The 21842-nt window shown below is 72.9% G+C and carries 18 protein-coding genes; 8 read left to right on the top strand and 10 right to left on the bottom strand.

Going from position 1 to position 21842, the window contains the following annotated elements:
• Positions 1-110 precede the first annotated feature (110 nt).
• From murJ to ACZ7KF_RS18160, 5 genes are read left to right on the top strand one after another with little or no spacing between them, the layout of a single operon-like run.
• Complete coding sequence (murJ, locus tag ACZ7KF_RS18180; RefSeq protein WP_471075473.1) at positions 111-1823, top strand: murein biosynthesis integral membrane protein MurJ; 1713 nt, start codon at positions 111-113, stop codon at positions 1821-1823.
• Positions 1807-2568 carry a polysaccharide deacetylase family protein gene (locus ACZ7KF_RS18175; RefSeq protein WP_471075364.1) on the top strand — a complete coding sequence of 254 codons (762 nt, stop codon included), beginning with the start codon at positions 1807-1809 and terminating at the stop codon, positions 2566-2568. Before murJ ends, ACZ7KF_RS18175 begins: the two co-directional genes overlap by 17 nt.
• Positions 2565-3722 carry a glycosyltransferase gene (locus ACZ7KF_RS18170; protein ID WP_471075361.1) on the top strand — a complete coding sequence of 386 codons (1158 nt, stop codon included), beginning with the start codon at positions 2565-2567 and terminating at the stop codon, positions 3720-3722. Before ACZ7KF_RS18175 ends, ACZ7KF_RS18170 begins: the two co-directional genes overlap by 4 nt.
• Positions 3719-4375 carry a YveK family protein gene (locus ACZ7KF_RS18165; RefSeq protein ID WP_471075358.1) on the top strand — a complete coding sequence of 219 codons (657 nt, stop codon included), beginning with the start codon at positions 3719-3721 and terminating at the stop codon, positions 4373-4375. Before ACZ7KF_RS18170 ends, ACZ7KF_RS18165 begins: the two co-directional genes overlap by 4 nt.
• Positions 4372-5490 carry a GNAT family N-acetyltransferase gene (locus ACZ7KF_RS18160; RefSeq protein ID WP_471075355.1) on the top strand — a complete coding sequence of 373 codons (1119 nt, stop codon included), beginning with the start codon at positions 4372-4374 and terminating at the stop codon, positions 5488-5490. Before ACZ7KF_RS18165 ends, ACZ7KF_RS18160 begins: the two co-directional genes overlap by 4 nt.
• Here the strand turns inward: ACZ7KF_RS18160 and ACZ7KF_RS18155 are convergent.
• The 4 genes from ACZ7KF_RS18155 to ACZ7KF_RS18140 form a co-directional block, all read right to left on the bottom strand.
• Positions 5487-6839, bottom strand: a complete 1353-nt coding sequence (locus tag ACZ7KF_RS18155; protein WP_471075352.1) for a glycoside hydrolase family 26 protein — start codon at positions 6837-6839, stop codon at positions 5487-5489. The two genes, ACZ7KF_RS18160 and ACZ7KF_RS18155, sit on opposite strands and share 4 nt — an antisense overlap.
• A gap of 480 nt (positions 6840-7319) precedes the next feature.
• Complete coding sequence (locus ACZ7KF_RS18150) at positions 7320-8333, bottom strand: chaplin family protein (RefSeq protein WP_471075349.1); 1014 nt, start codon at positions 8331-8333, stop codon at positions 7320-7322.
• A 113-nt stretch (positions 8334-8446) separates the two neighbouring features.
• Positions 8447-8698 carry a chaplin gene (locus ACZ7KF_RS18145; protein WP_471075346.1) on the bottom strand — a complete coding sequence of 84 codons (252 nt, stop codon included), beginning with the start codon at positions 8696-8698 and terminating at the stop codon, positions 8447-8449.
• Between the two features lie 257 nt (positions 8699-8955).
• On the bottom strand, positions 8956-9372 hold the full coding sequence (locus tag ACZ7KF_RS18140; RefSeq protein WP_471075343.1) for a rodlin: 417 nt from the start codon (positions 9370-9372) through the stop codon (positions 8956-8958).
• A 207-nt stretch (positions 9373-9579) separates the two neighbouring features.
• Here ACZ7KF_RS18140 and ACZ7KF_RS18135 point away from each other — a divergent pair, with 207 nt between their 5' ends.
• Complete coding sequence (locus tag ACZ7KF_RS18135; RefSeq protein ID WP_471075340.1) at positions 9580-9993, top strand: rodlin; 414 nt, start codon at positions 9580-9582, stop codon at positions 9991-9993.
• 228 nt (positions 9994-10221) lie between these two features.
• Positions 10222-10632: a rodlin gene (locus tag ACZ7KF_RS18130; RefSeq protein WP_471075337.1), complete on the top strand. Its 411-nt coding sequence runs from the start codon at positions 10222-10224 to the stop codon at positions 10630-10632.
• 59 nt (positions 10633-10691) lie between these two features.
• Here ACZ7KF_RS18130 and ACZ7KF_RS18125 read toward each other — a convergent pair whose 3' ends face one another.
• The 5 genes from ACZ7KF_RS18125 to ACZ7KF_RS18105 form a co-directional block, all read right to left on the bottom strand.
• On the bottom strand, positions 10692-12617 hold the full coding sequence (locus tag ACZ7KF_RS18125) for an AMP-dependent synthetase/ligase (RefSeq protein WP_471075334.1): 1926 nt from the start codon (positions 12615-12617) through the stop codon (positions 10692-10694).
• A 96-nt stretch (positions 12618-12713) separates the two neighbouring features.
• Positions 12714-13568, bottom strand: a complete 855-nt coding sequence (locus ACZ7KF_RS18120; protein WP_471075332.1) for an ABC transporter permease — start codon at positions 13566-13568, stop codon at positions 12714-12716.
• Positions 13565-16216, bottom strand: coding sequence for a CocE/NonD family hydrolase (locus tag ACZ7KF_RS18115; protein ID WP_471075329.1), 2652 nt, complete (start codon positions 16214-16216; stop codon positions 13565-13567). Before ACZ7KF_RS18115 ends, ACZ7KF_RS18120 begins: the two co-directional genes overlap by 4 nt.
• 162 nt (positions 16217-16378) lie before the next feature.
• Positions 16379-17248, bottom strand: a complete 870-nt coding sequence (locus ACZ7KF_RS18110; protein ID WP_471075326.1) for an alpha/beta fold hydrolase — start codon at positions 17246-17248, stop codon at positions 16379-16381.
• A 258-nt stretch (positions 17249-17506) separates the two neighbouring features.
• On the bottom strand, positions 17507-19015 hold the full coding sequence (locus ACZ7KF_RS18105; RefSeq protein WP_471075323.1) for an APC family permease: 1509 nt from the start codon (positions 19013-19015) through the stop codon (positions 17507-17509).
• Between the two features lie 430 nt (positions 19016-19445).
• Here ACZ7KF_RS18105 and ACZ7KF_RS18100 point away from each other — a divergent pair, with 430 nt between their 5' ends.
• Positions 19446-20279, top strand: coding sequence for an SCO4651 family lipoprotein (locus ACZ7KF_RS18100; RefSeq protein WP_471075320.1), 834 nt, complete (start codon positions 19446-19448; stop codon positions 20277-20279).
• A 58-nt stretch (positions 20280-20337) separates the two neighbouring features.
• On the opposite strand, the gene mmsA is transcribed toward ACZ7KF_RS18100, so the two are convergent.
• Entirely contained in the window at positions 20338-21840 is a 1503-nt protein-coding gene (gene mmsA, locus ACZ7KF_RS18095) for a CoA-acylating methylmalonate-semialdehyde dehydrogenase (RefSeq protein WP_471075317.1), read from the bottom strand.
• Positions 21841-21842 lie beyond the last annotated feature (2 nt).

Here is a 21842-nt window from a genome sequence, read left to right as displayed (position 1 = left end):
CGCAACCGACCCCCGAACACGCACACGCACCACAGGCGACTCCCGAGCCCGCGCCGCAACCGACCCCCGATCCCACCCCACGACCGGGAGCCGAACACACGCAGCTCCTGCTGCCCGGCCTCCCGCAGCTCTCGGCCGCCGCCGATCAAGCGCAGCCCCGGCTCCCCGACCACACACCACCCCCGGCTCCCGGCCAAGCACAACTCCCGCAGCCCCCGGCTCCCGACCAAGCGCGGCCCCCGCAGGCCGAGCACGCGCCGCCCTCGCGGCGGTTCCTCGCGCGGGCCACCCTCGTCACCGCCTCCCTCTCGGTCGCGGCGGCGTTGCTCGGGCTGGTACGGGACCAGTCGCTGGCCCGGCTGTTCGGGGCCGGGCAGGACACGGACTCCTTCCTGGTCGCCTGGACCGTGCCGGAGTTCGCGGCCACGCTGCTCATCGAGGACGGACTGGCCTTCGCGCTGATCCCGGCGTTCAGCATGGCCCTGGCCCGCCGGGCGCAGGGCTCCCCAGGAGATCCGGTGCGGTCACTGGTCGCCGGCACCCTGCCCCGGCTGGCGCTGGCGTTCACGGCGGTCGGGACACTGCTCGCGCTGGCGGCGCCGCAGTTCGTCGAGGCGATCGCGCCGGGCCTGCCCGACCCGTCCCTCGCCGTGGACTGCACCCGGCTCACCGCGACCTGTGTGCTGAGCTTCGGCCTCGCCGGGTACTGCAGCGCGGCCCTGCGGGCCCACCGCCGCTTCCTGGCGCCGGCCGTGATCTACGTCGTGTACAACGCCGGCATCATCACCGCGATGTTCACGCTCGGCGGCCGGTGGGGCGTACGGTCGGCCGCGGCCGGGGTCGCGGCGGGCGGCTGTCTCATGGTGGCGGTCCAGCTGCCGTCGCTGGTCCGGGAGGTGCGCCGCCGCCGTACCGGCCGGGCGGACGCGGCGCCCGCCGCCGCGGCGCAGCCCCTGGACGTGCCGCTGCTGGCCACCGTGCTGCTGTTCGCGCTGTGCCGGCAGTCCCAGGTGCTCGTCGAGCGGTTCCTCGCCTCCGTGCTGCCCTCCGGGGCCATCTCGCACCTGAACTACGCGCAGAAGGTCGCGCAGATCCCGATGACGCTGTCGATGATGCTGTGCACGGTCACCTTCCCGGTGGTGGCGCGGGCGCTGGCCGACGGCGACACCGAGCGGGCCCGGGACCGGGTCGAGCGGGACCTCGCGCTGGCCGCCTGCCTGGTGCTGCTCGGCACGGCCGCGGTCGTGGCCTGCGCCCCGCAGCTGATCGGGCTGCTGTTCCAGCGGGGCGCGTTCACCGCCCAGGACACCGCGGCGACCGCCGAGGTGATGCGGGTCTACGCGCTCGGCCTGCTCGGCCAGACGCTGACCGGCGTCCTGGTCCGCTCCTACTTCTCGGCGGGCCGCGCCACCTGGTACCCGGTGGCCGCGATGACCGCGGGGATCATCGCCACCTCCTGGATGGGCGCCGGGACGGTCGGCTCCTGGGGGGTCACCGGGATCGCCGCCGCCAACGCCACCGGCATCACCCTGACCGCCGTGCTGCTGCTCGCCGGCATGGGCTCCCGTGCCGTGCCGATCCGGACCGGGCCGGTGCTGCGCGAGCTGAGCCGGCCGCTGCGGGCGGCCGTGCCGGCCGCCGTGGCCGGCGGTGTGGTGGCGAGCCTGCCGTCGGCCCCGCTCGCCGGACTCGCCGCCGGCGGCGCCACGGTGAGCGTCGTGTTCGTCCTGCTCGCCTGGGCCCTGGGGGCCCGGGGCTTCGCCCCCGCCCTCCACTCCGTACGCACTCTCACCCGAAGGCTCGCCCATGCCGTCCTCCGTTGAGTCCCCGGCCCGCGCCCGGACCCTCGCCTCCGGCGCGCTCCCGTGGATCGCCATGTACCACTCGGTCGGCGACCCCACCGACGACCCGTACCGCATCACGGTCACCCCGGACCGGCTGGGCCGGCAGCTGCGCTGGCTGCACCGGCGGGGGCTGCGCGGGGTGTCGGTGGGCGAACTGCTCGCCGCCCGGGCGCGGGGCGAGGGCCGGGGCCTGGTGGGTCTCACCTTCGACGACGGGTACGCCGACTTCCTCGGCAACGCCCTTCCCGTGCTCACCCACTGGGGGTGTACGGCCACCCTGTTCGTGCTGCCCGGCCGGCTCGGCGGCGACAACGCCTGGGACCCGCTGGGCCCGCGCAAGCCGCTGCTGACCGCCGACGGCATCCGGCGGGCCGCCGCCGCGGGCGTGGAGATCGGCTCGCACGGCCTCACCCATGTCGACCTCACCCGGGCCGACGACGCCCTGCTGAAGGCCGAGACCGCCGGCAGCCGGGCCGCGCTGGAGGAGCTGGCCGACGCCCCGGTGACCGGCTTCTGCTACCCGTACGGCACGGTCGACCGGCGCGCCGTGGAGGCGGTGCGGGCGGCCGGGTACGGCTACGCCTGTGCCATCGACCCCGGTGAGCTGAACGGCCCGCACGTCCTGCCGCGCGTCTACGTCGGGCAGAAGGACACCGCCGTACGCCTGTTCCTGAAGCACCGGCTGCACCGGCTGCGCCGACGGCCCGTGGCGGGGCTGCGGTGAGGGCCCTGCACGTCATCACGGGGCTCGGGGTGGGCGGTGCCGAGCAGCAACTGCGGCTGCTGCTGCGGCATCTGCCGGTCGAGTGCGAGGTGGTGACGCTGACCAACCCGGGGCCGGTGGCCGACGGGCTGGCGGCCGACGGGGTACGGGTGACCCACCTCGGCATGGCCGGCAACCGCGATCTGGCGGCGCTGCCCCGGCTGGTCCGGCTGATCCGGCAGGGCCGGTACGACCTCGTGCACACCCACCTCTACCGGGCCTGCCTGTACGGCCGGATCGCCGCCCGGCTGGCCGGGGTGCGGGCGGTCGTCGCCACCGAGCACTCCCTCGGCGACTCGCAGACGGAGGGCCGGCCGCTCACCGCCGGAGTCCGCGCGCTGTATCTGCTGGGCGAGCGGCTGGGCCGGTCCACGGTCGCCGTCTCGCCGACGGTCGCCGCCCGGCTCACCCGCTGGGGGGTGCCCGGGCCCCGCATCGCGGTCGTGCCCAACGGCATCGACCTGGACCGGTTCGTCTTCGACCCCGACGCCCGCCGGCACACCCGGGCCCTGCTCGGGCTGCCGGAGGACGCGTTCGTCGTCGGCGGAGTCGGCCGGCTCGCTCCCGGCAAACGCTTCGACGTGCTGATCCGCGCCTTCGCCGGACTGCCCGCCGACTGCCGGCTGCTGCTGGTGGGCGGCGGCCCGGAGGAGTCCACGCTGCGGCGGGCCGCCGGGCGGGCGGGGGTCGCCGGGCGGGTGCTGTTCGCCGGGGAGCGGCCGTACCTGCCCGACGGCTCGTCCGGCCCGGACCTGCCCGCGCTGACCTCGGCGATGGACGTGCTGGCCGCCCCCTCGACCGAGGAGGCGTTCGGGCTCGCGGTCGTGGAGGCGCTCGCGGCCGGACTGCCGGTGCGCTACACCTCCTGCCCGGCACTGGCGGACCTGCCGTCCGGAGCCGCTCCGGACGCGGTGCGCGTCCCGTGCGACGCCGGCGCCTACACCCGCGCGCTCGCCGCGGTCCGCGCCGCCGGGCCCGCCCCGCGCACCGCCCCCGAGGCGGCCCGCCACTACTGCATCACCCGCAGCGCCGCCCGGCTCATGGACGTCTACGCGGCGGCGCTCGCCCACCCGGTCCCCCAGCCACGATCCCCCCAGGGAGTCAGCCCGTCATGACCGACAACCACAACCGGCACCACCGCACCTCCCGCCCCTCCCGTCTCGGCGCGCTGCCGCCCTGGTCGCTGGTGACGGCCGGCGTCCTCGCGGGCGGGCTGCTGGGCGGCGGGTACGGCGTGCTGAAGACCCCCGAGTACACGGCGACCAGCTATGTCGTCGCCGTCCCCACCGAGCGGTCCGACACCGCCACCGCGCTCGGCTTCGCGCAGGCCTACGGCCGGATCGCCACCCAGGTCGCGGTGCTCGGCGATGCCCAGGTGTGGGCCGGGGTGCCGGTGGCCACCCTGCAGAGCAGCGTGCGCACGGCCACCTCGCCGGACGCCCCCATGGTCTCCGTCTCCGCCACCTCGACCCGTCCGTCCCGGGCCGCCGACATGGCCAACGCGGTCGCCCGCGCGCTCACCCTGCACGCCAACGCGGCCAAGGCCGACACCCACGTCGAACTCGTGCAGTTCTCGCGTGCGGTGAAGCCGGCCCAGCCCGCGACGGCGTCCCCGGTCGTGACCGGGCTGGTCGGTGCGAGCGCGGGCGGGCTGCTCGGCGCCCTCGCGCTGCTGGTGCGGCCGAGACGCCGCCCGGAGGAGGAGGCCGCCCGCCCGGCCTCGGTGCCCGGACCGGCCGTCGCCGCCGACGTACACGGCCAGCTGTGACCGCCCTCGCCACGGCGCGCGCCACGCGGCCCGCCCTCGTCACCGAACTGGTCACCGACGAGGCCCGCTTCGCCGGGCTGGCCCCGGCCTGGGGGCGGCTGTACGGGCGGTGCGCCGCCGCGACCCCGTTCCAGAGCCACGCCTGGCTGTACTCGTGGTGGCTGTCGTACGGCCGGCCCGGGCGGCTCAGGCTGCTGGTGGTGCGGACCGGCGGGGAACTGCTGGCCGTCGCGCCGCTGATGCTGGTCCAACGGCCGCTGCCCACGCTGGTGCCGCTGGGCGGGGCGATCTCCGACTACGCGGACGTGCTGCTGGACGACACCGACGCCCGGGCGGCGGACGCGCTGACCGAGGCGCTGGCCGGCGCGGCCCGCACGGCCCTGGTCGACTTCGGCGAGGTCCGTCCGGGCGGTGCGGTGGAGCGGGTCTACGAGCGCTGGCTCGGGCCGCGCCGCGCGGTCCGTGACTCGCTCTGCCTGGAGCTGCCCGCCGTGCCCATGGACGGGCTGATGGCCCGGCTGCCGGCGAAGTCGGCCCAGCGGGTGCGGGCCAAGCTGCGCAAGGTGGACGCGCTGGGCGTGTGGCGGCGGACGGTACGGCCCGAGGAGGTGGACGCGGCGGTCGGCCGGCTGCTGACGCTGCACCGGTTGCAGTGGCAGGAGCGGAAGGTGACGTCCGAGCATCTGCAGCCCCGGTTCCGCGAGCACCTGGTGCGCGCGGTGGGCCCGATGGTACGCGCGGGGAACGCGGTGGTCACCGAGTTCCTGATCGCCGACGAGGTGGTGGCCGTCGATCTGACCCTGCTCTCGCGCGGCCTGGCCGGGGGCTACCTGTACGGCGCCCATCCGTGCCTCAGGGAGCGGAAGGCGGACGTGGCGGTGATGCTGCTGGACGCCTGCACCGAGCACGTCGGCGGTGAGCGCGGCACGCTGAGCCTGCTGCGCGGCGACGAGCCGTACAAGCACCACTGGCGGCCCGAACGGGTCGACAACCGGCGGCTGCTGCTGGCGCGGCGGCGCACCGCCCCGCTGCTGACGGCCGCGCTGTGCGACGCGACCGCCCGGCAGCGGGGCAGGACCGTGCTGCACCGGTGGCGGGAACGCGGCCAGGACTAGCGGATCCGCGACCACCAATCGAAGCGGATGCAGAGCTTGCCACCGAGCCAGTACTCGACCCAGTCGCCCAGGTCCAGCGGCGAGCAGCCGGCCGGCGGCTGGGTGGCGGGCGCCGGTTTCGGCGTGGGAGTCGGCGTCGGCGTGGGAGTCGGGGTCGGCTTGGGAGTCGGCGTCGGCTTGGGAGTCGGCGTCGGCTTGGGGGTCGGCGTCGGGGTCGGCGTGGGCACCGGGAGCGGCTGCTCGGTACGGCCGTAGAGTGCGGCCCGGTACAGGCGCGACGAGCGGGGGTTGGCCGAGCACTGCCACACGCCGTGCGGGCAGTAGTCGGTCAGCGTGTGGTAGAGCGGCCTGTGCTCGTCGATCCAGGCGAGCATGCGCCGCATGTACTCGGCGTTGTCACCGTTGCGGAAGAGTCCCCATTCCGGATAGGAGATGGGCTTGCCGTGGGATTTCGCGAAGTCCACGTGCCGCTGGAGGCCGTAGGGCTCTGTCACCTGTTCGTCGAACGACAGTCCGCTCGGCTGGTCGTAGGAATCCATGCCGATGACGTCGACCGTGTCGTCCCCGGGATAGCACTCGGTCCAGGGCACGGCGTCCCGGCCGCGGCTCGGCGTGAAGTCGAACCGGAATTTCTGGCCCGGGACCGAGCGCATGGTGGCGACGATCCTCTTCCAGTACGTCTTCCACGCCTGAGGGTCGGGTCCGCAGCGGTGGGTGTAGGTGATGCCGTTCATCTCCCAGCCGAGCACGATCACCGTGTCCGGCACCTTCAACTGCACCAGCCGCTGAGCGAGGGTCCTGAAGTGGCGGTCGAACGCGCCCGCCGCGCCCTGCCGCAGCAGCCACCGCACCTGGGCGTCCGAGACGTTCTCCTCGTTGCGTTCCTGCATCGGCACGTTGAGGACGAGCATCCGGTCGGCCTTCTCGCGCCGCCAGTGCGCCCACACGTCGAGGAAGCCGGGCGCGCCCTCGATGTCCTGCCAGCGACCGCCCGGCAGATAGGTGTGGGCGACCTTCAGCTCGGTCCCGCCGAGCCAGTGGCTCAGCTGGGCCATGCGCGCGACCCCGAGCGGCCCGGAGTCGAGAAACGCCCCGAAGGGCGGGACGGCCCGCGCGGGCGTGGAAGTCGACGACACGGCCGGAGGTGACGGCACGGCCGGAGACGACGGTGGGGCCGGAGACGACGGTGGGGCCGGGGAGGTCGAGGCGGGAGCCGGTGGGTCGTCGGCCCGTACCGCTCCCGGGCCCGCGGCGAAACCGGGGACGATCGCCAGGGCGCCCGACACGACCGCCGACGCCGTGATGACGGCCAGCCTCCCGGACCGGGCCCTGCGCTGCCGTGTAGCCATGCCCGCGCCCCTCTCCACTCGCCATTCGATGTCCCGCTCGGTACCGAGTGACTGACACCCGGTCATATCAATGTCAGTCATATCGATATGAACAGCGCCAGCGCGGTTGCCGCGTTCGGGTCTCACCGACCCCCGCACGGGTGAACCGAAGGGAAGGGAGGAGAAAAGCCCGTGTCACTGCCGGACGTCCGGATTCCCGGATGATTCCGTGGATCGACCGGACTCCCTTTCCCCCCGGCTCCCCTGGGCGACATGTGCCCGCTCGGCAGGGCGAAAGGGAAGGTTGACGAAGACGCCGGTTCCACGGCAACTCCGGTGCGTGTCATGCGTTTCGTACGCCGGCCGCATCCGCCGTGGCCGCCCGGCGTGCCTCCCCCGCCCGGCGCCCCCGAAGACGCGGCCCCGCGAGGCGGATCGGCCTGCCTCGGGAGCGCGCGATGTGCGGCGGGGTGCCGGGCACGGGGCCCGGCACCCGGCACGCTATCGACGGGAGGCGGCCCTGCCTCGCCGGTACAGCACGGCCCCGGCCACGATCAGCACGGCGCCGGCGGCCGAGGTCGCGATCATGGCACGGGAATCACCACCGGTGTGCGGCAGCTCGGGCTTCCCGGGGTGGTGCTCACTGCCGCCGGGCGGTGTCGTGTGCTCTCCACCCGGCGGAGTGGTCTCCTCACCGCCGTAGGGGGGAGGCGTGGTCTCCTCACCGCCATAAGGGGGCGGGCTGGTCTCCTCACCGCCATAAGGGGGCGGGATGGTTTCTTCACCGCCGTACGGAGGCGGAGTGGTTCTGGTCTCCTCGCCGCCGTACGGAGGCGAGGTGGTGGGCGGGGTCTTGGTCTCCTCGCCACCGTAGGGGGACGGCGTGGCGGACGGGGTGCTTCCCTCCTCGCCGTACGAGGACGAGGTGGCCGACGGAGTGCTCTCCTCCTCGTCGCCGTAGGGGGACGGCGTGGCGGACGGGGTGCTCTCCTCCTCACCGTACGAGGACGAGGTCGCGGTCGGAGTGCTCTCCTCCTCCTCGCCACCGTAGGGCGACGGCGTGGCGGACGGGGTGCTCTCCTCCTCGCCGTACGGAGACGGTGTGGTGGACGGGGTGTTCTCCTCGGCGGCGGGTGTGGCCTCGCTGCCGGCGTCGGGGGAAGACGGCGTGGCGTGCTCGGCGGAGTCACCCCGGACGGCGGAGTCACCCCGGACGCCGGAGTCGGCGGAGCCGGCGAGGTGCAGGCCCTCGTCCTGCCCCTTCGCACCCTCGTCGGCGGCGGCACAGGCGTTGCCCGCCGCCGCGTTCGGCGCGGCGGCCGCCACGGCGGAGTCGCCGCAGAGGTCGGCCGCGGCATGCGCCGGCGCCTGGACGTCGTTCCCGGCCACCACGCCGGGGGAACGCTGGGCGGTACCGTGCGCGTGCGAGTCGGCGAGCGCGGAGCCGCCGTACAGGGACAGCACGCCGGTCGCGACGGCGGCCACGGCCAAGCCCTTGCTGAGAGTCTGTCGCAATCTCGTGGTCTTCCTGCTCGAAGAAACGGGAAAGCCGGCCCCGGAACGAGAAATCGATGATCCGGGGCCGGCTTGTACGCAGCCGGTGGGGCTGGCGGATGGAACGCCGAACGTCAGTCGTTGGCGCAGACGTTGGCGAACGCCGGGTTCAGCAGGGTGATGACGTTCACCGTGTTGCCGCAGACGGCGATCGGCACGTGGACCGGGGCCTGAATGGCGTTGCCGGACAGGACGCCGGAAGAATACGAGGCGGCGCCCGTGGCTCCGGAGTCGGCGAACGCGGGGGCCGCCCCGCCCAGGGCCAGGATGACGCCGGCGACGACAGCAGCGCTCTTCTTCATGGACTTTCCCTTCTCTGCGGTCATGCCCCTATTGACGGCCGAGGCCGAGCGAGCACAGCTGGAACGGCTCGCACCATGACCGGCACGTTGTAGAACGAGAGATAGACAGCCGAAGAAACTATGGAACGCGTGCCGCCCCCTGATTCACTCGAACGCCTTCAGAGAATTGACGCCTTGGCGGATACGGAGAGAAACGCTTCTCCAGAGGGGCCACGAAATCCGCCCGGATGGCCGCGCGGAAAGTCCACGCGCCCATCCGGGCGGTATGCGTACCTTTTTGGTCAGCGGTTGCCCGTGCCGTTGCCCGCGAGCACGGAGATGTCGTCCAGGACGTGCGACACCGGCTCGTCGCCCTTGGCCTGGGTCGAGTTCTCGGTGCACTGCTGGTTCTGCGGCGCCGACAGGACCGGCACGTCCTGCGCGACACCGACGGCGGCGATGATGCCGAGGATGCCCTGGGCGTTCCCCTTCACCGGCAGGCCGACACAGAGCTTGTTGAGCGAGCTCTGCACCAGGGTGGCCTGCGGGCTCAGGTTGCCCTTGGTCACCTGGTTGCCGAACGCCTCCTTGGCCTCGTTGCCGCTGAGCGACGTGGTGCCGGTGTCGTTGCCGATGGCAAGCGCCTGGGGGGCTGCCGCGGCCGCAACACCGACGACGGATGCGGCGACCGCCGCCGCGGCCATTGCCTTCTTCAGCATTTCGCTTTCCTTTCCTGTCCCGGCTCTTCGCCGAGACGCACGTTCCTGCCCCGGCATCAACCGGACCCGTGCCGATTGGTTGCGGGGCGTCACCCGGTTCTCCGTTCCGTGTGGGCCATCGGAGTGAACCCCAGGAACCGTTCCTGCGGTGGGCAGTTGAACCAGGACGCTCCGGTGGACGGGGTTTCTCCAGAAGGGAATGACCAAGTGATCAAGAAGGTTCTGGCCGCCGCCGCGGTTGCCGTCTCCGCCGTCGGCGCCTCCGCCGCAGTCGCGTCGCCGGCCCTGGCCATCGGCAACGACACCGGTACGACGTCCTTCAGCGGCAACGACGCCACGCAGGCGTTCGGCAACTCCGCCACGTTCGGCAACATGAGCCCGCAGCTGGCGCTCATCCAGGGCTCCTTCAACAAGCCGTGTGTCGGTCTGCCGGCGAAGCTGAACCTCCAGGGCCTGGTCGGCGCCGGTGCCGTCGGTGTGCTCCAGGACGTGCCGGTCCTGTCGGCGCCGCAGAACCAGCAGTGTGTGGAGAACTCCACCCAGGCCAAGGGCGACGAGCCGCTGTCGCACATCCTGGACGACATCTCCGCCCTGTCCGGCAACGGCACCGGCAACAACTGAGTTCCGCCGGGTCCGTGACGGACCCGCGACGGGCCGCCGACGCGCTCGGCGGCCCGTCCGCCACTCCCGGCCGCCGCCCACCGCCGCCCCTCACCCGAGGGGAGCAATCATGGACTCATAGGGCTGAAATGGTCCATTCGAGGCAAACCTCGCAACCAGGGCGGGGTAGGGCCCGTTGACGATCACGCAGCTCCTCCGCGGAGTCCGCCTTTCGAAAGGGAACGAAACATGAAGAAGCTGTGGGCAACCGCGGCTGTCGCCGCCTCCGTCGCCGGCCTCGCCGGCGCGGCGGCCCCGCAGGCCCTCGCCATCGGCAACGACCACGGCACCACGTCGCTCAGCGGCAACGAGGCCAGCTCGTCGTTCGGCAACTCCGCCACGCTGGGCGACCAGAGCCCGCAGCTCTCGCTGGTCCAGGGCTCGCTGAACAAGCCGTGCGTCGGTCTGCCGGTGAAGGCGAACGGCCAGGGTCTGCTCGGCATCGTCGCCCTCGGCATCGCGCAGGACGTGCCGATCCTGTCGGCACCGCAGAACCAGCAGTGCACGGAGAACTCCACCCAGGCCAAGGGCGACGAGCCGCTGTCGCACATCCTGGACGACATCTCCGCCCTGTCCGGCAACGGCACCGGCAACAACTGAGCGGTCCTCCCCCGCGGCGGCGGGTCACCGGTGCTCCCGGTGGCCCGCCGCCGTGCTGTCTAGGCGGGCTTGGCGTAGAGGGCGTCGATCTCTGCGGCGTACGCGGCCGTCACCGCGTGCCGCTTGACCTTCAGGGACGGGGTCAACAACCCGTTCTCCTCGGTGAACTCGCCCTCCACCAGCGCGAAGGAGCGGATCGACTCCGCGCGGGAGACGGCCGCGTTGGCGTGGTCGACCGCCCTCTGCACCTCGGCGCGCAGCCGCTCGTCGCGGACCAGCTCGGACAGCGGGGTGTCCGGCGGCAGCTTCCGTACGGCCAGCCAGTGGGCGAGCGCCTCCGGGTCGAGGGTGACCAGGGCGGCGACGAAGGGCCGGTTGTCGCCGACGACCACGCACTGGCCGACCGGTGAGCGGCTGCGCAGCCGGTCCTCCAGCACGGCCGGCGAGACGTTCTTGCCGCCGGAGGTGACGAGGATGTCCTTCTTGCGGCCGGTGATGGTGAGATAGCCGTCGTCGTCCAGGGCACCGAGGTCGCCGGTGGCGAACCAGCCGTCCTGGAGCACGTCGCCGGTGGCGGCCGGGTTGTCCCAGTACCCCCCGAACACGATCCCGCCCCTGACCAGCACCTCGCCGTCGTCGGCGAGGCGCACGGACACCCCCGGCACCGGCCGGCCGACCGTGCCGGGGCGCGGGCCGAGCGGGGGCACGATGGTGGCGGCGGCGCTGGTCTCGGTCAGGCCGTAGCCCTCGTAGACGACGATGCCGGCCGCGTGGAAGAAGAGGCCGAGGTCGCGGTCGAGCGGGGAACCGCCGCTGATCGCGTACCGCGTCCGGCCGCCCAGCTCCTTGCGGATACGGCGGTAGACCAGCAGGTCGTACAGCGCCCAGGCCGCGTACAGTCCCGGTCCCGGGCCCTTGCCGGTGCCGAGGAACTTCCGCAGATGGGCCTCGCCGAAGCGGACGGCGATCCGTTCGGCGCGGTCGAAGGAGGCGGCCCGGCCGATCTTCTCGGCGGTGGCCCGACCGGTGTCGTGGATCTTCTCGAAGAGGTACGGCACCCCCACCAGGAAGGTGGGCCGGAACTCCCGCAGCGCGGGCCGCAGCTCGTCGGGCCTGACGCTCGGGAAGTGGCCGGTCTCGATGCGGGCCAGCAGACAGGCGAGCTGCAGGGTGCGGCCGAGGATGTGGGCGAGCGGCAGGAAGAGCAGGGTGGACGCGACCCGGCCGGTGACGGCCTGGAAGACGGGGTGCAGCAGCTCGACGGTGTTGGCGGCCTCGGCGTGCAGGTTGGCGTGGGTGAGGACGCAGCCCTTGGGGCGGCCGGTGGTGCCGGAGGTGTAGCAGAGGGTGGCGATGGTGTCGGGGGTCAGCGCTCCGCGCCGCTCGGCGAGTGCGTCGTCGGCGAGGTCGCGGCCGAGGGTGGCGAGGTCGGCGAGGGCGTTCGCGTCCAGCTGCCAGAGCCGCGGAGGGCGCGCGTGCCCGGCGGTGCCGGTGATGACCGTGGCCGCGTGCGCGGCGGTCTCGGTGACGACGAACCGGGCGCCGGAGTCGCGGACGATCCACTCCACCTGTTGGGCGGAGGAGGTCGGATAGACCGGTACGGACTGGCCGCCGGCCGCCCAGACGGCGAAGTCCAGGACGGTCCACTCGTAGCGCGTGCGGGACATCACGGCGACCCGGCCGCCCGGTTCGAGTCCCGCGGCGATCAGCCCCTTGGCGACGGCGGCCACCTCGGCGGCGAAGACCGCTGCCGTGACCGGCCGCCAGGCGCCCTGCTCACGCCGGCGCAGCAGCACCGCGTCCGGGGTCTCGACCGCGTGCGTGAACGGCAGGTCGGCGAGGGAGCCGGCGGTGAGCGGGGGCGCCAGGGGCGCGGCCCGCACCTCGCGGACGGCGCCCGTGGCATCCCGGACGATCTCCACCGCGGCGCGGTCCGCGAGATCGGTGCGCTGCCGTGCCCGTTTCAGATCCCTGCGTACGCCCATGACGGCTCCCGGTGGCGGGGTACGGCCCACGGCCCGTGCCGCCCGGTCAACTTACTCGGAAGTAAGGAAACGTCAATGGGTCGCGCGGGGCTCGGGCTAGGACACGACGTCCTTGCGGGCGAAACCCCGGAAGGCGAGGGCGAACAGCACCAGGGCGTAGGCGAGGGAGAGCGCGGTGCCCTGGATCATGCCGGACCACTCGGGTTGCGGCTGGACGGCGTCGGCCCAGGCGAACTGCCAGTGCGCGGGGAGGAAGTCCCGCCAGTGCCCGAGGGCGGTGACGGCGTCCAGGACGTTGCCGACGATGGTCAGGCCGACCGCGCCGCCGACCGCGCCGAGCGGGGCGTCCGTCCTGGTGGACAGCCAGAACGCCAGCCCCGCGGTGACCAGTTGGGACACGAAGATGTACGCCACCGCCACCAGGAGCCGCTGGGCCGCCGTACCGGTGTCCAGCGCGCCGCCGGTGGGGATCTCCAGCGGGCCCCAGCCGTAGGCGGCCGTGCCGGCGGCGAGCGCCACCAGCGGCAGCAGCACCATGGCGGCGAGGCTCAGCCCGAGCGCCACGACGAGCTTGGACCACAGCAGCCGGGCCCGGGGCACGGGCGCGGCGAGCAGATAGCGCAGCGAGGACCAGCCGGCCTCCGAGGCGACCGTGTCCCCGCAGAACAGGGCGACCGGGATCACCAGCAGGAAACCGGCCGACACGAAGAGGTTCACGGCGGCGAAGTTGGCGCCGGAGGCGGTGGCCGTGTCCATCAGGGTGACCTGGTTGTTCCGGCCGCCCGGCTCGCCGCCGACCGCGAAGGCGATCAGCAGCACGAACGGGAGCACGGCCAGGATCGCGCCCATGACCAGCGTGCGGCGCCGCTTGAGCTGGCGGACCAGCTCGACGCGCAGCGGCAGGGTGCGCCCCGCCTGATAGCCGGAGGCGACCTCGGTGAGCGTGCTCATGCGGAACCTCCGATCAGGGTGAGGAAGGCGTCTTCCAGCCGGCGGTGGGGGCCGACGGAGGCGACCGGCACCTCCAGCCGCACCAGCTCCACGACCAGGCGTTCGGCCGTGCCGCCGGGTTCGAGCCGGATCAGCAGCCCGTCGTCGGTGCGCAGGGCGGAGGCGACGCCGGGCAGCGCGTCCACCTTCTCCACCACCGGCTCCTCCACGGGTGTGCCGGTGCCGACCAGCAGGGTGTCGCCGGAGCCGACGATCTCCCGGACCGGGCCGGCCTGTACGAGCCGGCCGCGGTCCATCACCACCAGGTGGGTGCAGGACTGCTCCACCTCGGCGAGGAGATGGCTGGAGACGATCACCGTGCGGCCGCCGGCCGCGTAGCGGATCATCACCTCGCGCATCTCGCGGATCTGGGGCGGGTCCAGGCCGTTGGTGGGCTCGTCCAGGATGAGCAGGTCGGGCAGGCCGAGCATGGCCTGGGCGATGGCCAGGCGCTGGCGCATGCCCTGGGAGTAGGTGCGCACCGCGCGGGCGAGGGCGTCACCGAGGCCGGCGATCTCCAGCGCCTCGTCCAGGCGGGCGTCCTCGGGCGGGCGGCCGGTGGCCCGCCAGTACAGCTCCAGGTTCTCGCGGCCGGACAGGTGGGGCAGGAAGCCCGCGCCCTCCACGAACGCGCCGACCCGGGAGAGCACCGGGGCGCCGGGCCGGATCGCGTGGCCGAAGACGCGGATCTCGCCGTCGTCCGGCCGGATCAGGCCCATCAGCATGCGCAGCGTGGTGGTCTTGCCCGCGCCGTTCGGTCCGAGCAGGCCGAGGACCTGCCCCTTCTCGACGCGGAAGGACAGCTCGCGCACGGCGTACCGGTCGGTGGACTTCGCGTACCGCTTGCTCAGGTCCCTGATCACGAGGGGGACGTCGGCCAGCTCCGGGTCGGGTGCGGGGGCGGACGTCCGGCGGCGGGCGGTGAGCAGCAGGGCGAGGGCGGTGACCGCGCCGGCCGCGGGCAGCCACCACACCCAGGCGGGCAGGGGCGCGGCGGCGGTGATGACCGCGGGGGCCGTCGGCACGCTCAGGTCTCCCTTCAGGGAGACGGTGTAGCCGGCCGGGGCGGCCGGTGAGGCGTAGCCGAGGTCGGTGGAGGCGAGGACCAGACGGAGCCGGTGGCCCTTCCGTACCTCGTGGTCGATCGCCGGGAGGGTGACGGTGACGTCCTTGCCCGCCCCGGCGCCGGTCACCCGGAAGGGCGCGACCAGCCGGGCGGGCAGGACCTGCCGGGTGCCGTCGGGGCCGACGTCGTAGACCTTGCCGAACAGGACGGCGTCGTCCCGGGTGGAGGTGAGGTGCACGGTGGCGGTCGGGGCGCCGGTGATCCGCAGGTCGCTGGTGAGCGGCGCGGAGTCGAACTTCGCGTACTGGCCGGGGAAGTCCAGGGAGACGCCGACGCCGAGCGCGGACAGCTGGGCGAGGCCGCCGGAGCCGCCGAGGCCGGGCAGCGCGGAGACCCCGGGCGGGCTGGCGCCGGCCGGGTTGGCGACGCGCTGGGTGCCGCCGGTGAGGGCGACGGTGCGCCGGTGGTCGTGCAGGCCCGGGTAGGCGGCGGCGCTCGCGCCGCGCAGTTGGGCGGTGCCGTCGGTGGAGTCGATGCCCCCGGTGCGGGTGATCCGGAAGGCCGGGCCGGTGTCGGTGTCCTTGTCGCCCTTCAGGTAGCGGTCGAACCAGGCGCGCACGCGTGCCTGGACGCGCTCCGTCTCCATGTCGCCCCCGTCGTGCCCGCCGGCGACCCAGTCCACGGCGACCGGGGCGCCGCCCGCGCGGATCGCCCGCGCGGCGGCGTCGGCCTGGTCGAGGGTGAACAGCGAGTCGGTCTGTCCCTGCACCAGCAGGGTGGGGACCTTGATGCGGTCGCCGACGGCGGACGGCGAGCGTTCCTCCAGCAGCTTCCGTGCGGTCTCGTCCGGGGTGCCGGACTCGGCGACCCGGTCGTACATCCGGCACAGGGCGGGCTGGAACGCTGGGCAGCCGCCGCCGGTGTTGACGAAGACGCCGGCCCACAGTTTCTTGAACACGCCGTTCGGGAAGAGGGCGTCCGCGAGGTTCCAGTAGGTGATCGCCGGGGCGATGGCGTCGACCCGGCGGTCGTGTCCGGCGGCGAGCAGGGAGACCGCGCCGCCGTAGGACCCGCCGGCCACGCCCACGCGCGGGTCGCCGGGCTTGTCGAGCCGCACCTCGGGCTGCTCGGCCAGCCAGTCGATGAGCCGGGAGACGTCGGCGACCTCACCCTCGGGGGCGTTGAGGCCGATCTTCCCGGTGGACCGGCCGAAGCCGCGCGCGGACCAGGTCAGGACCGCGTATCCGTCCCGGGCGAGGTCCTCGGCCTGGGCGCGCATGTCGTCCTTGCTGCCGCCGAAGCCGTGCGCGAGCAGCACGGCGGGGTGGCGGGCGCCGTCGTCCGGGGCGAAGTACGAGGTGTCCAGGCGCACCCCGTCGACCGTCAGGACCCGCTCGCCGGCGCGCACGGGCCGGGTGTCGTCGGAGGCGACGGCCGCCGTCCACGTCCCGGCGCCGGCGAGCACCGCGACGGCGGCCACGACGGCGGCCAGCCGGCGCGGCCCGCGCGCCCACGCCCGCGGCCGTAGAGGTCGAAGATCCATGCGTCAACGGTACGGGCCGCCGCCGACAACCGCTGCAGACCCCGGGCTGAACGGCCGCCCCTCCTCGGGGAGTACGGGCCGGGCCCGGCGTACACCGAGCGCGGTACGCGGCGCCGCCGCGCGTCCCCCGCGTCGTTCTGCGGGAGGCGGCCCGGAGGTCTCTTACTCAGGCCGTCCGGCGAAGAAGCCCGCAAGGGAGGACGCGAGCGCTTGTGGAGCCTCTTCGGCCACGTGGTGCCCGGAGTCGATGCCGTGGCCGCGTACGTCCGGTGCCCACTGCCGCCAGATCTTCACCGGGTCCCCGTACAGGTCCTGGAGGTCGTCCCGGAGCGACCACAGGATCAGTGCCGGGCACTGGATCTGTGTCCCGGCGGCGCGGTCGTCCTCCTCGTGCCGCCGGTCGATGGTGAGGCCGGCCCGGTAGTCCTCCAGCATCGCCCGCACCACGTCGGGGTTTCGCGTGGCCGCGCGCCACTCGTCGTAGTTCTCCTGCCCCATGCTCCGGGGATCACCGTGGTACCAGCCGTCCGGATCGACATTGATGACCCGCTCGGGAACATCCGGCTGGGCGAAGAAGAACCAGTGCCACCACTGCGTGGCGAAGTCGACCGTGATGCGGGACAGGTGCTCGGTGAGGGGCAGACAGTCGATCAGTGCCACCCGCGAGACCGCGTCGGGGTGATCGAGTGCGAGACGCAGCGCGACGCTGCCTCCGCGGTCGTGCCCGGCGAGCGCGAACCGGGCATGGCCGAGGGAGCGCATCACCTCGACGACGTCACCGGCGACGGCCCGCTTGGAGTACCCGGCGTGGTCCGCGGTAGGCGCCGGGCCGGTGGACCGGCCGTACCCCCGGAGGTCGGGACAGACCACGGTGAAACCCTGCCGGACGAGGAGCGGGGCGACGCGATGCCAGGTCGCGGATGTCCGGGGGTGGCCGTGCAGCAGCACCACCGGCGGCCCTTCCCCGCCGAAGCGAACGCGGATCGATGCGTCATCGACCTGAACCCGCCTGGTCTCAAAGCCCTCGAACAAGATCGGAGCCTCCCGCCCTCGTCGACACACCGCCCACGGCGCCTATCGGCCCAGGACAACCTCGCACTCGCCCACGAGGACCACCGGGCCGGCCGGCTGCGCAAGCCGGCCCCCTCGCCGACGAGTGCTGACCCGGCACAACCTTCCGCATGCCCCCGCGGGTGCCGTGGACACACGTTCCTGATGCGCCGACGGTGTCCCCGGAGCGGCGGGGGTGAACGGGGGCCGGGGGTGACGGGGGAGTTCACCCCCGGCGGATCACGCCTGGGCCTCGCCGGCGACCGGGGCGGGGGCCGGGCCGCCCTGGGCCGGGATGCCGTGCACCGGCATGCCCTGCGCCGGGATGCCCTGGGCCGGGTCGGCCACCGGGTGCTCCGGGAGCTGCGCGTCCTCCGGGATCGACACCAGCCAGCGGGTGTCGCGGCGGGGGCGCAGGTACAGGGCCCAGTAGAGGGTGGCGACGGCGGTGATGCCGCCGGTCCACAGCAGGTAGCTCGTCTCCTGCTGGGTCAGGATGTACGCCAGGACGGCGATGAGCAGGACCGGCATCGCGGGCCACAGCGGCATTCGCCAGGCCGGGACGTGCTTGTGGGAGCCGCGGCGGGCGAGCAGGGCGGCGACCGCGACCAGCAGGTACATGGCGGTCACCGAGACGCCGGTGACGCCGTACAGGGTGTCCAGGTTGACGAAGCAGAGCACCGCGCCGGGGACGCCGACCGCGAGGGTGGCCACCCAGGGGGAGCCGAAGCGGCCGAGCTTGGCGAAGACGGTGTTGACCGGGCCGGGCCATGCCTTGTCGCGGGCGGAGGCGAACAGGACGCGGGAGTTCTGGATGACCATGACGATGCCCGCGTTGATGATCGCGAGGGCCACGCAGAGGCTGACGAAGGTGCCGACCGCGGAGTTGGACCAGGCGGTGACCATGGAGCTGATGTCGCCGCCGGTCAGCTCCTCGAGGTCGGAGGCGCCCATGGTGATGGCGGTGACCGGCACCAGGATGACCACGGTGGAGATGGCGAGGGTGGCGAGGACCGTGCGGGCGACGTTGCGGCGCGGGTTCTCCAGTTCCTCGGAGAGGTAGACGGCGGTCGAGAAGCCCTGGGTGACGAAGAGGGCGATCGCGAGCCCGGAGACGACCAGTATGGCCGTCACGGTGTCCGTGTGGCCGTGTTCCCCGGCCACCTGCAGGGAGACCAGGCTGCCCACGCCGCGGTGGCTGTGCGAGAAGCCGAGCAGGGCGACGACGCCTGCGGCGACGACCTCCAGGACCAGGAAGATGCCGGTGATCCAGGCGTTGGCGCGCAGGTCGAGCAGGCCGGCGAGGGTGGCGAGGAGCATGACGCCGGCGCCGGTCATGGAGGGGTCGAGGTGGACGATGGGGGCGAGGTAGTCCGCCGTGCCCATCGCGATCACCGGCGGGACGATCATCACGACCAGCAGGGAGAGTACGAAGACGAGCCAGCCCGCGAGCCGCCCGGCCATCGTCGACACCATGGCGTACTCGCCGCCCGCGCTGGGGATGAGGGTGCCCAGCTCGGAGTAGCAGAACGCGACGGCGATACAGAGGAGGGAGCCGATGGCGATCGTCAGGGCGGTGGCGGTGCCGAGGGAACCGAACAGGTCGGGGACGACCACGAAGAGCGTGGAGGCGGGCGTGACGCACGACAGCGTCAGCAGGGTGCCGCCGACGACACCGATGGACCTCTTCAGCCCCGGCGCGGGGGCCGCTGCGGTGTCGGCCACGGACTTCTGGAGCGTGTCGGTCATACGGCGGTTCCGATCGACTCGTGCGACTGAGGGTGGGGGTCGGGAGCGCTATCGCCTCCGGCGGATCGTCGTACGTTCGTCTCGTCCGCTCCCGGCGCTGCATAGAACCCCGACGAAAACCACCGCGTCAATGGCCGATTACCTTCGGAATCCGTACCTGCGGGAGCGCACGTGGCACATCACTTTCCCAGGCCGTGACGCCCTATAGAGGCATCCGTCAAGCCCATCCCGAGTGTGACCTTGCTTTCGAAGGTCATCTCCCCGTAACCCCTTCGCCACCCGTTTCGTCCACACTGAACGGGAACCGCAGCCCGTGTTTCAAAAAAATGTCAGCCGTCCGCTATCCGGACGGGTAATCCAGTCGCGTTCATGTCAGTGGTGGCCGATAGAGTGCGCCCGCACAGCAGGCACACAGCTTTGGGGTGGGGACATGACGATGCGGCACACCGCCGCCTGGGTGGCGTTCACGACGGCGGCGCTGGTCGCGGCTTCCGGCTGCGGCACCGAGAGCGCCAAGACGGCCGTCAAGGCGGTCGACAAGGCCAACACCACGGCGATGGCGGCACTGGCCCGGGCGACGGACCGGACGCAGGCAGTGGGGTCGGCCGAGGTGCGGATGACGACCGACACCGGCACCAGCGGCCCCATCGCCATGACGGGCACGTACTCCTGGGGCGACGGATACGCCTTCGACGTGGAGATGGACACCAAGGCCGCGAACATGCAGGCCGTCAGCCACTCCCCCACGACGCACGTCCTGTTCGTGGACGGCGTCTACTACTACGACGTCGACCCCTTCACCTCCGGCCCGTACCAGGGCAAGGACTGGATCAAGGTCGACGGTTCGGCGGTGTTCGGGAAGAAGGGCGCCCAGGCCCTCAGCGGGGACAACGGCAGCCCCTCCGCCTCCATGAAGAGCCTGAAGTACGCCAAGGACGTCCAGGACCTCGGCACGCAGACCGTGAACGGACGGCGCACCACGCACTACCGCGGCGTGATCGACAGCGCGCACATGGGCAAGTTCAAGGACGTCTACGGCGAGGGCAGCCCCATGGGCGAGGCCACCGGTACGAAGGCCATCGTCATGGACGTGTGGGTCGGTCCCGACGACCTGCCGGTGCGGCTCAAGGAGAAGCTCGGCGTCATGACCATCAGCATGGACTTCGAGAAGTTCGGCAAGACGGTCGCCGTCGAGGCCCCGCCCGCCTCGCGGACCGCCGACCTCACCGAAGTGATCAAGAAGCAGCAGAAGCAGCAGGGCTGAACGCACCGGTACCCCGTCCTCCCATCGCGGGAGGACGGGGCACCGTGCCGTCCGGCTGTCAGTGGTTGCGCGGGAAGCCCAGGTCCACGCCCGCCGGGGCGTCCGCCGGGTCGGGCCAGCGGGTGGTGACGACCTTGCCGCGGGTGTAGAAGTGCGTGCCGTCGTTGCCGTAGATGTGGTGGTCGCCGAAGAGCGAGTCCTTCCAGCCACCGAAGGAGTGGTAGCCCACCGGCACCGGGATCGGCACGTTCACACCGACCATGCCGGCCTCGATCTCCAGCTGGAAGCGGCGGGCCGCGCCGCCGTCCCGGGTGAAGATCGCGGTGCCGTTGCCGAACGGCGAGGCGTTGATGAGCGCCACGCCCTCCTCGTAGGTGTCGACGCGCAGCACGCACAGCACCGGGCCGAAGATCTCGTCCTGGTACGCCTTCGCGCTGGTCGGCACCTTGTCCAGGAGCGAGATGCCGATCCAGTGGCCGTCCTCGAAGCCCTCGACCGTGTAGCCGGTGCCGTCGAGCACGACCTCGGCGCCCTCCGCGGCGGCACCGGAGACGTAGCCGGCCACCTTGTCGCGGTGGGCGGCGGTGATCAGCGGACCCATCTCGGACGTCGGGTCGTTGCCCGGACCGATCTTGATCTTCTCGGCACGCTCGCGGATCTTCTCCACCAGCGTGTCCCCGATGGCGCCCACGGCCACGACGGCCGAGATGGCCATGCAGCGCTCGCCCGCGGAGCCGTAGGCGGCGGAGACGGCCGCGTCGGCCGCCGCGTCCAGGTCGGCGTCCGGCAGGACCAGCATGTGGTTCTTGGCGCCGCCCAGGGCCTGGACGCGCTTGCCGTTGGCGGAGGCGGTGGTGTGGATGTAGCGGGCGATCGGGGTCGAGCCGACGAAGGAGACCGCCTTGACGTCCGGGTGCTCCAGCAGGCGGTCGACGGCCACCTTGTCGCCGTGGACGACGTTGAAGACGCCGTCGGGCAGACCGGCCTCGGACAGCAGCTCGGCGATCTTGACCGCGGCCGACGGGTCCTTCTCGGACGGCTTCAGCACGAAGGTGTTGCCGGTCGCGATGGCGATCGGGAACATCCACATCGGGACCATCGCCGGGAAGTTGAACGGCGTGATGCCGGCGACGACACCGAGCGGCTGGCGGATCGCGGCCACGTCGACCCGGTGGGCGACCTGCGTGGACAGCTCGCCCTTGAGCTGCACGTTGATACCGCAGGCGAGGTCCACGATCTCCAGGCCGCGCGCGACCTCGCCGAGCGCGTCGGAGTGCACCTTGCCGTGCTCGGCGGTGATCAGCTCCGCGATGGCGTCCCGGTTGGCGTCGAGCAGCGCACGGAACTTGAACAGGATCGAGGTCCGCTGGGCCAGCGAGGACTGCCCCCAGGTGGCGAAGGCGTCCTTGGCCGCCGCGACGGCCGCGTCCACCTCCTCGACCGACGCGAACGCGACCTTCGTGGTGACCGCGCCGGTCGCCGGGTCCGTGACCGGCCCGTACGTGCCCGACGCGCCTTCGGCGGTCTTGCCGCCGATCCAGTGGTTGACGATCTTCGTCATGC

The sequence above is a fragment of the Streptomyces sp. NPDC038200 genome (assembly GCF_055600785.1).
Note: the sequence above shows the minus strand (reverse complement) of the source record. Positions and strands in the feature narration are given on the sequence as shown.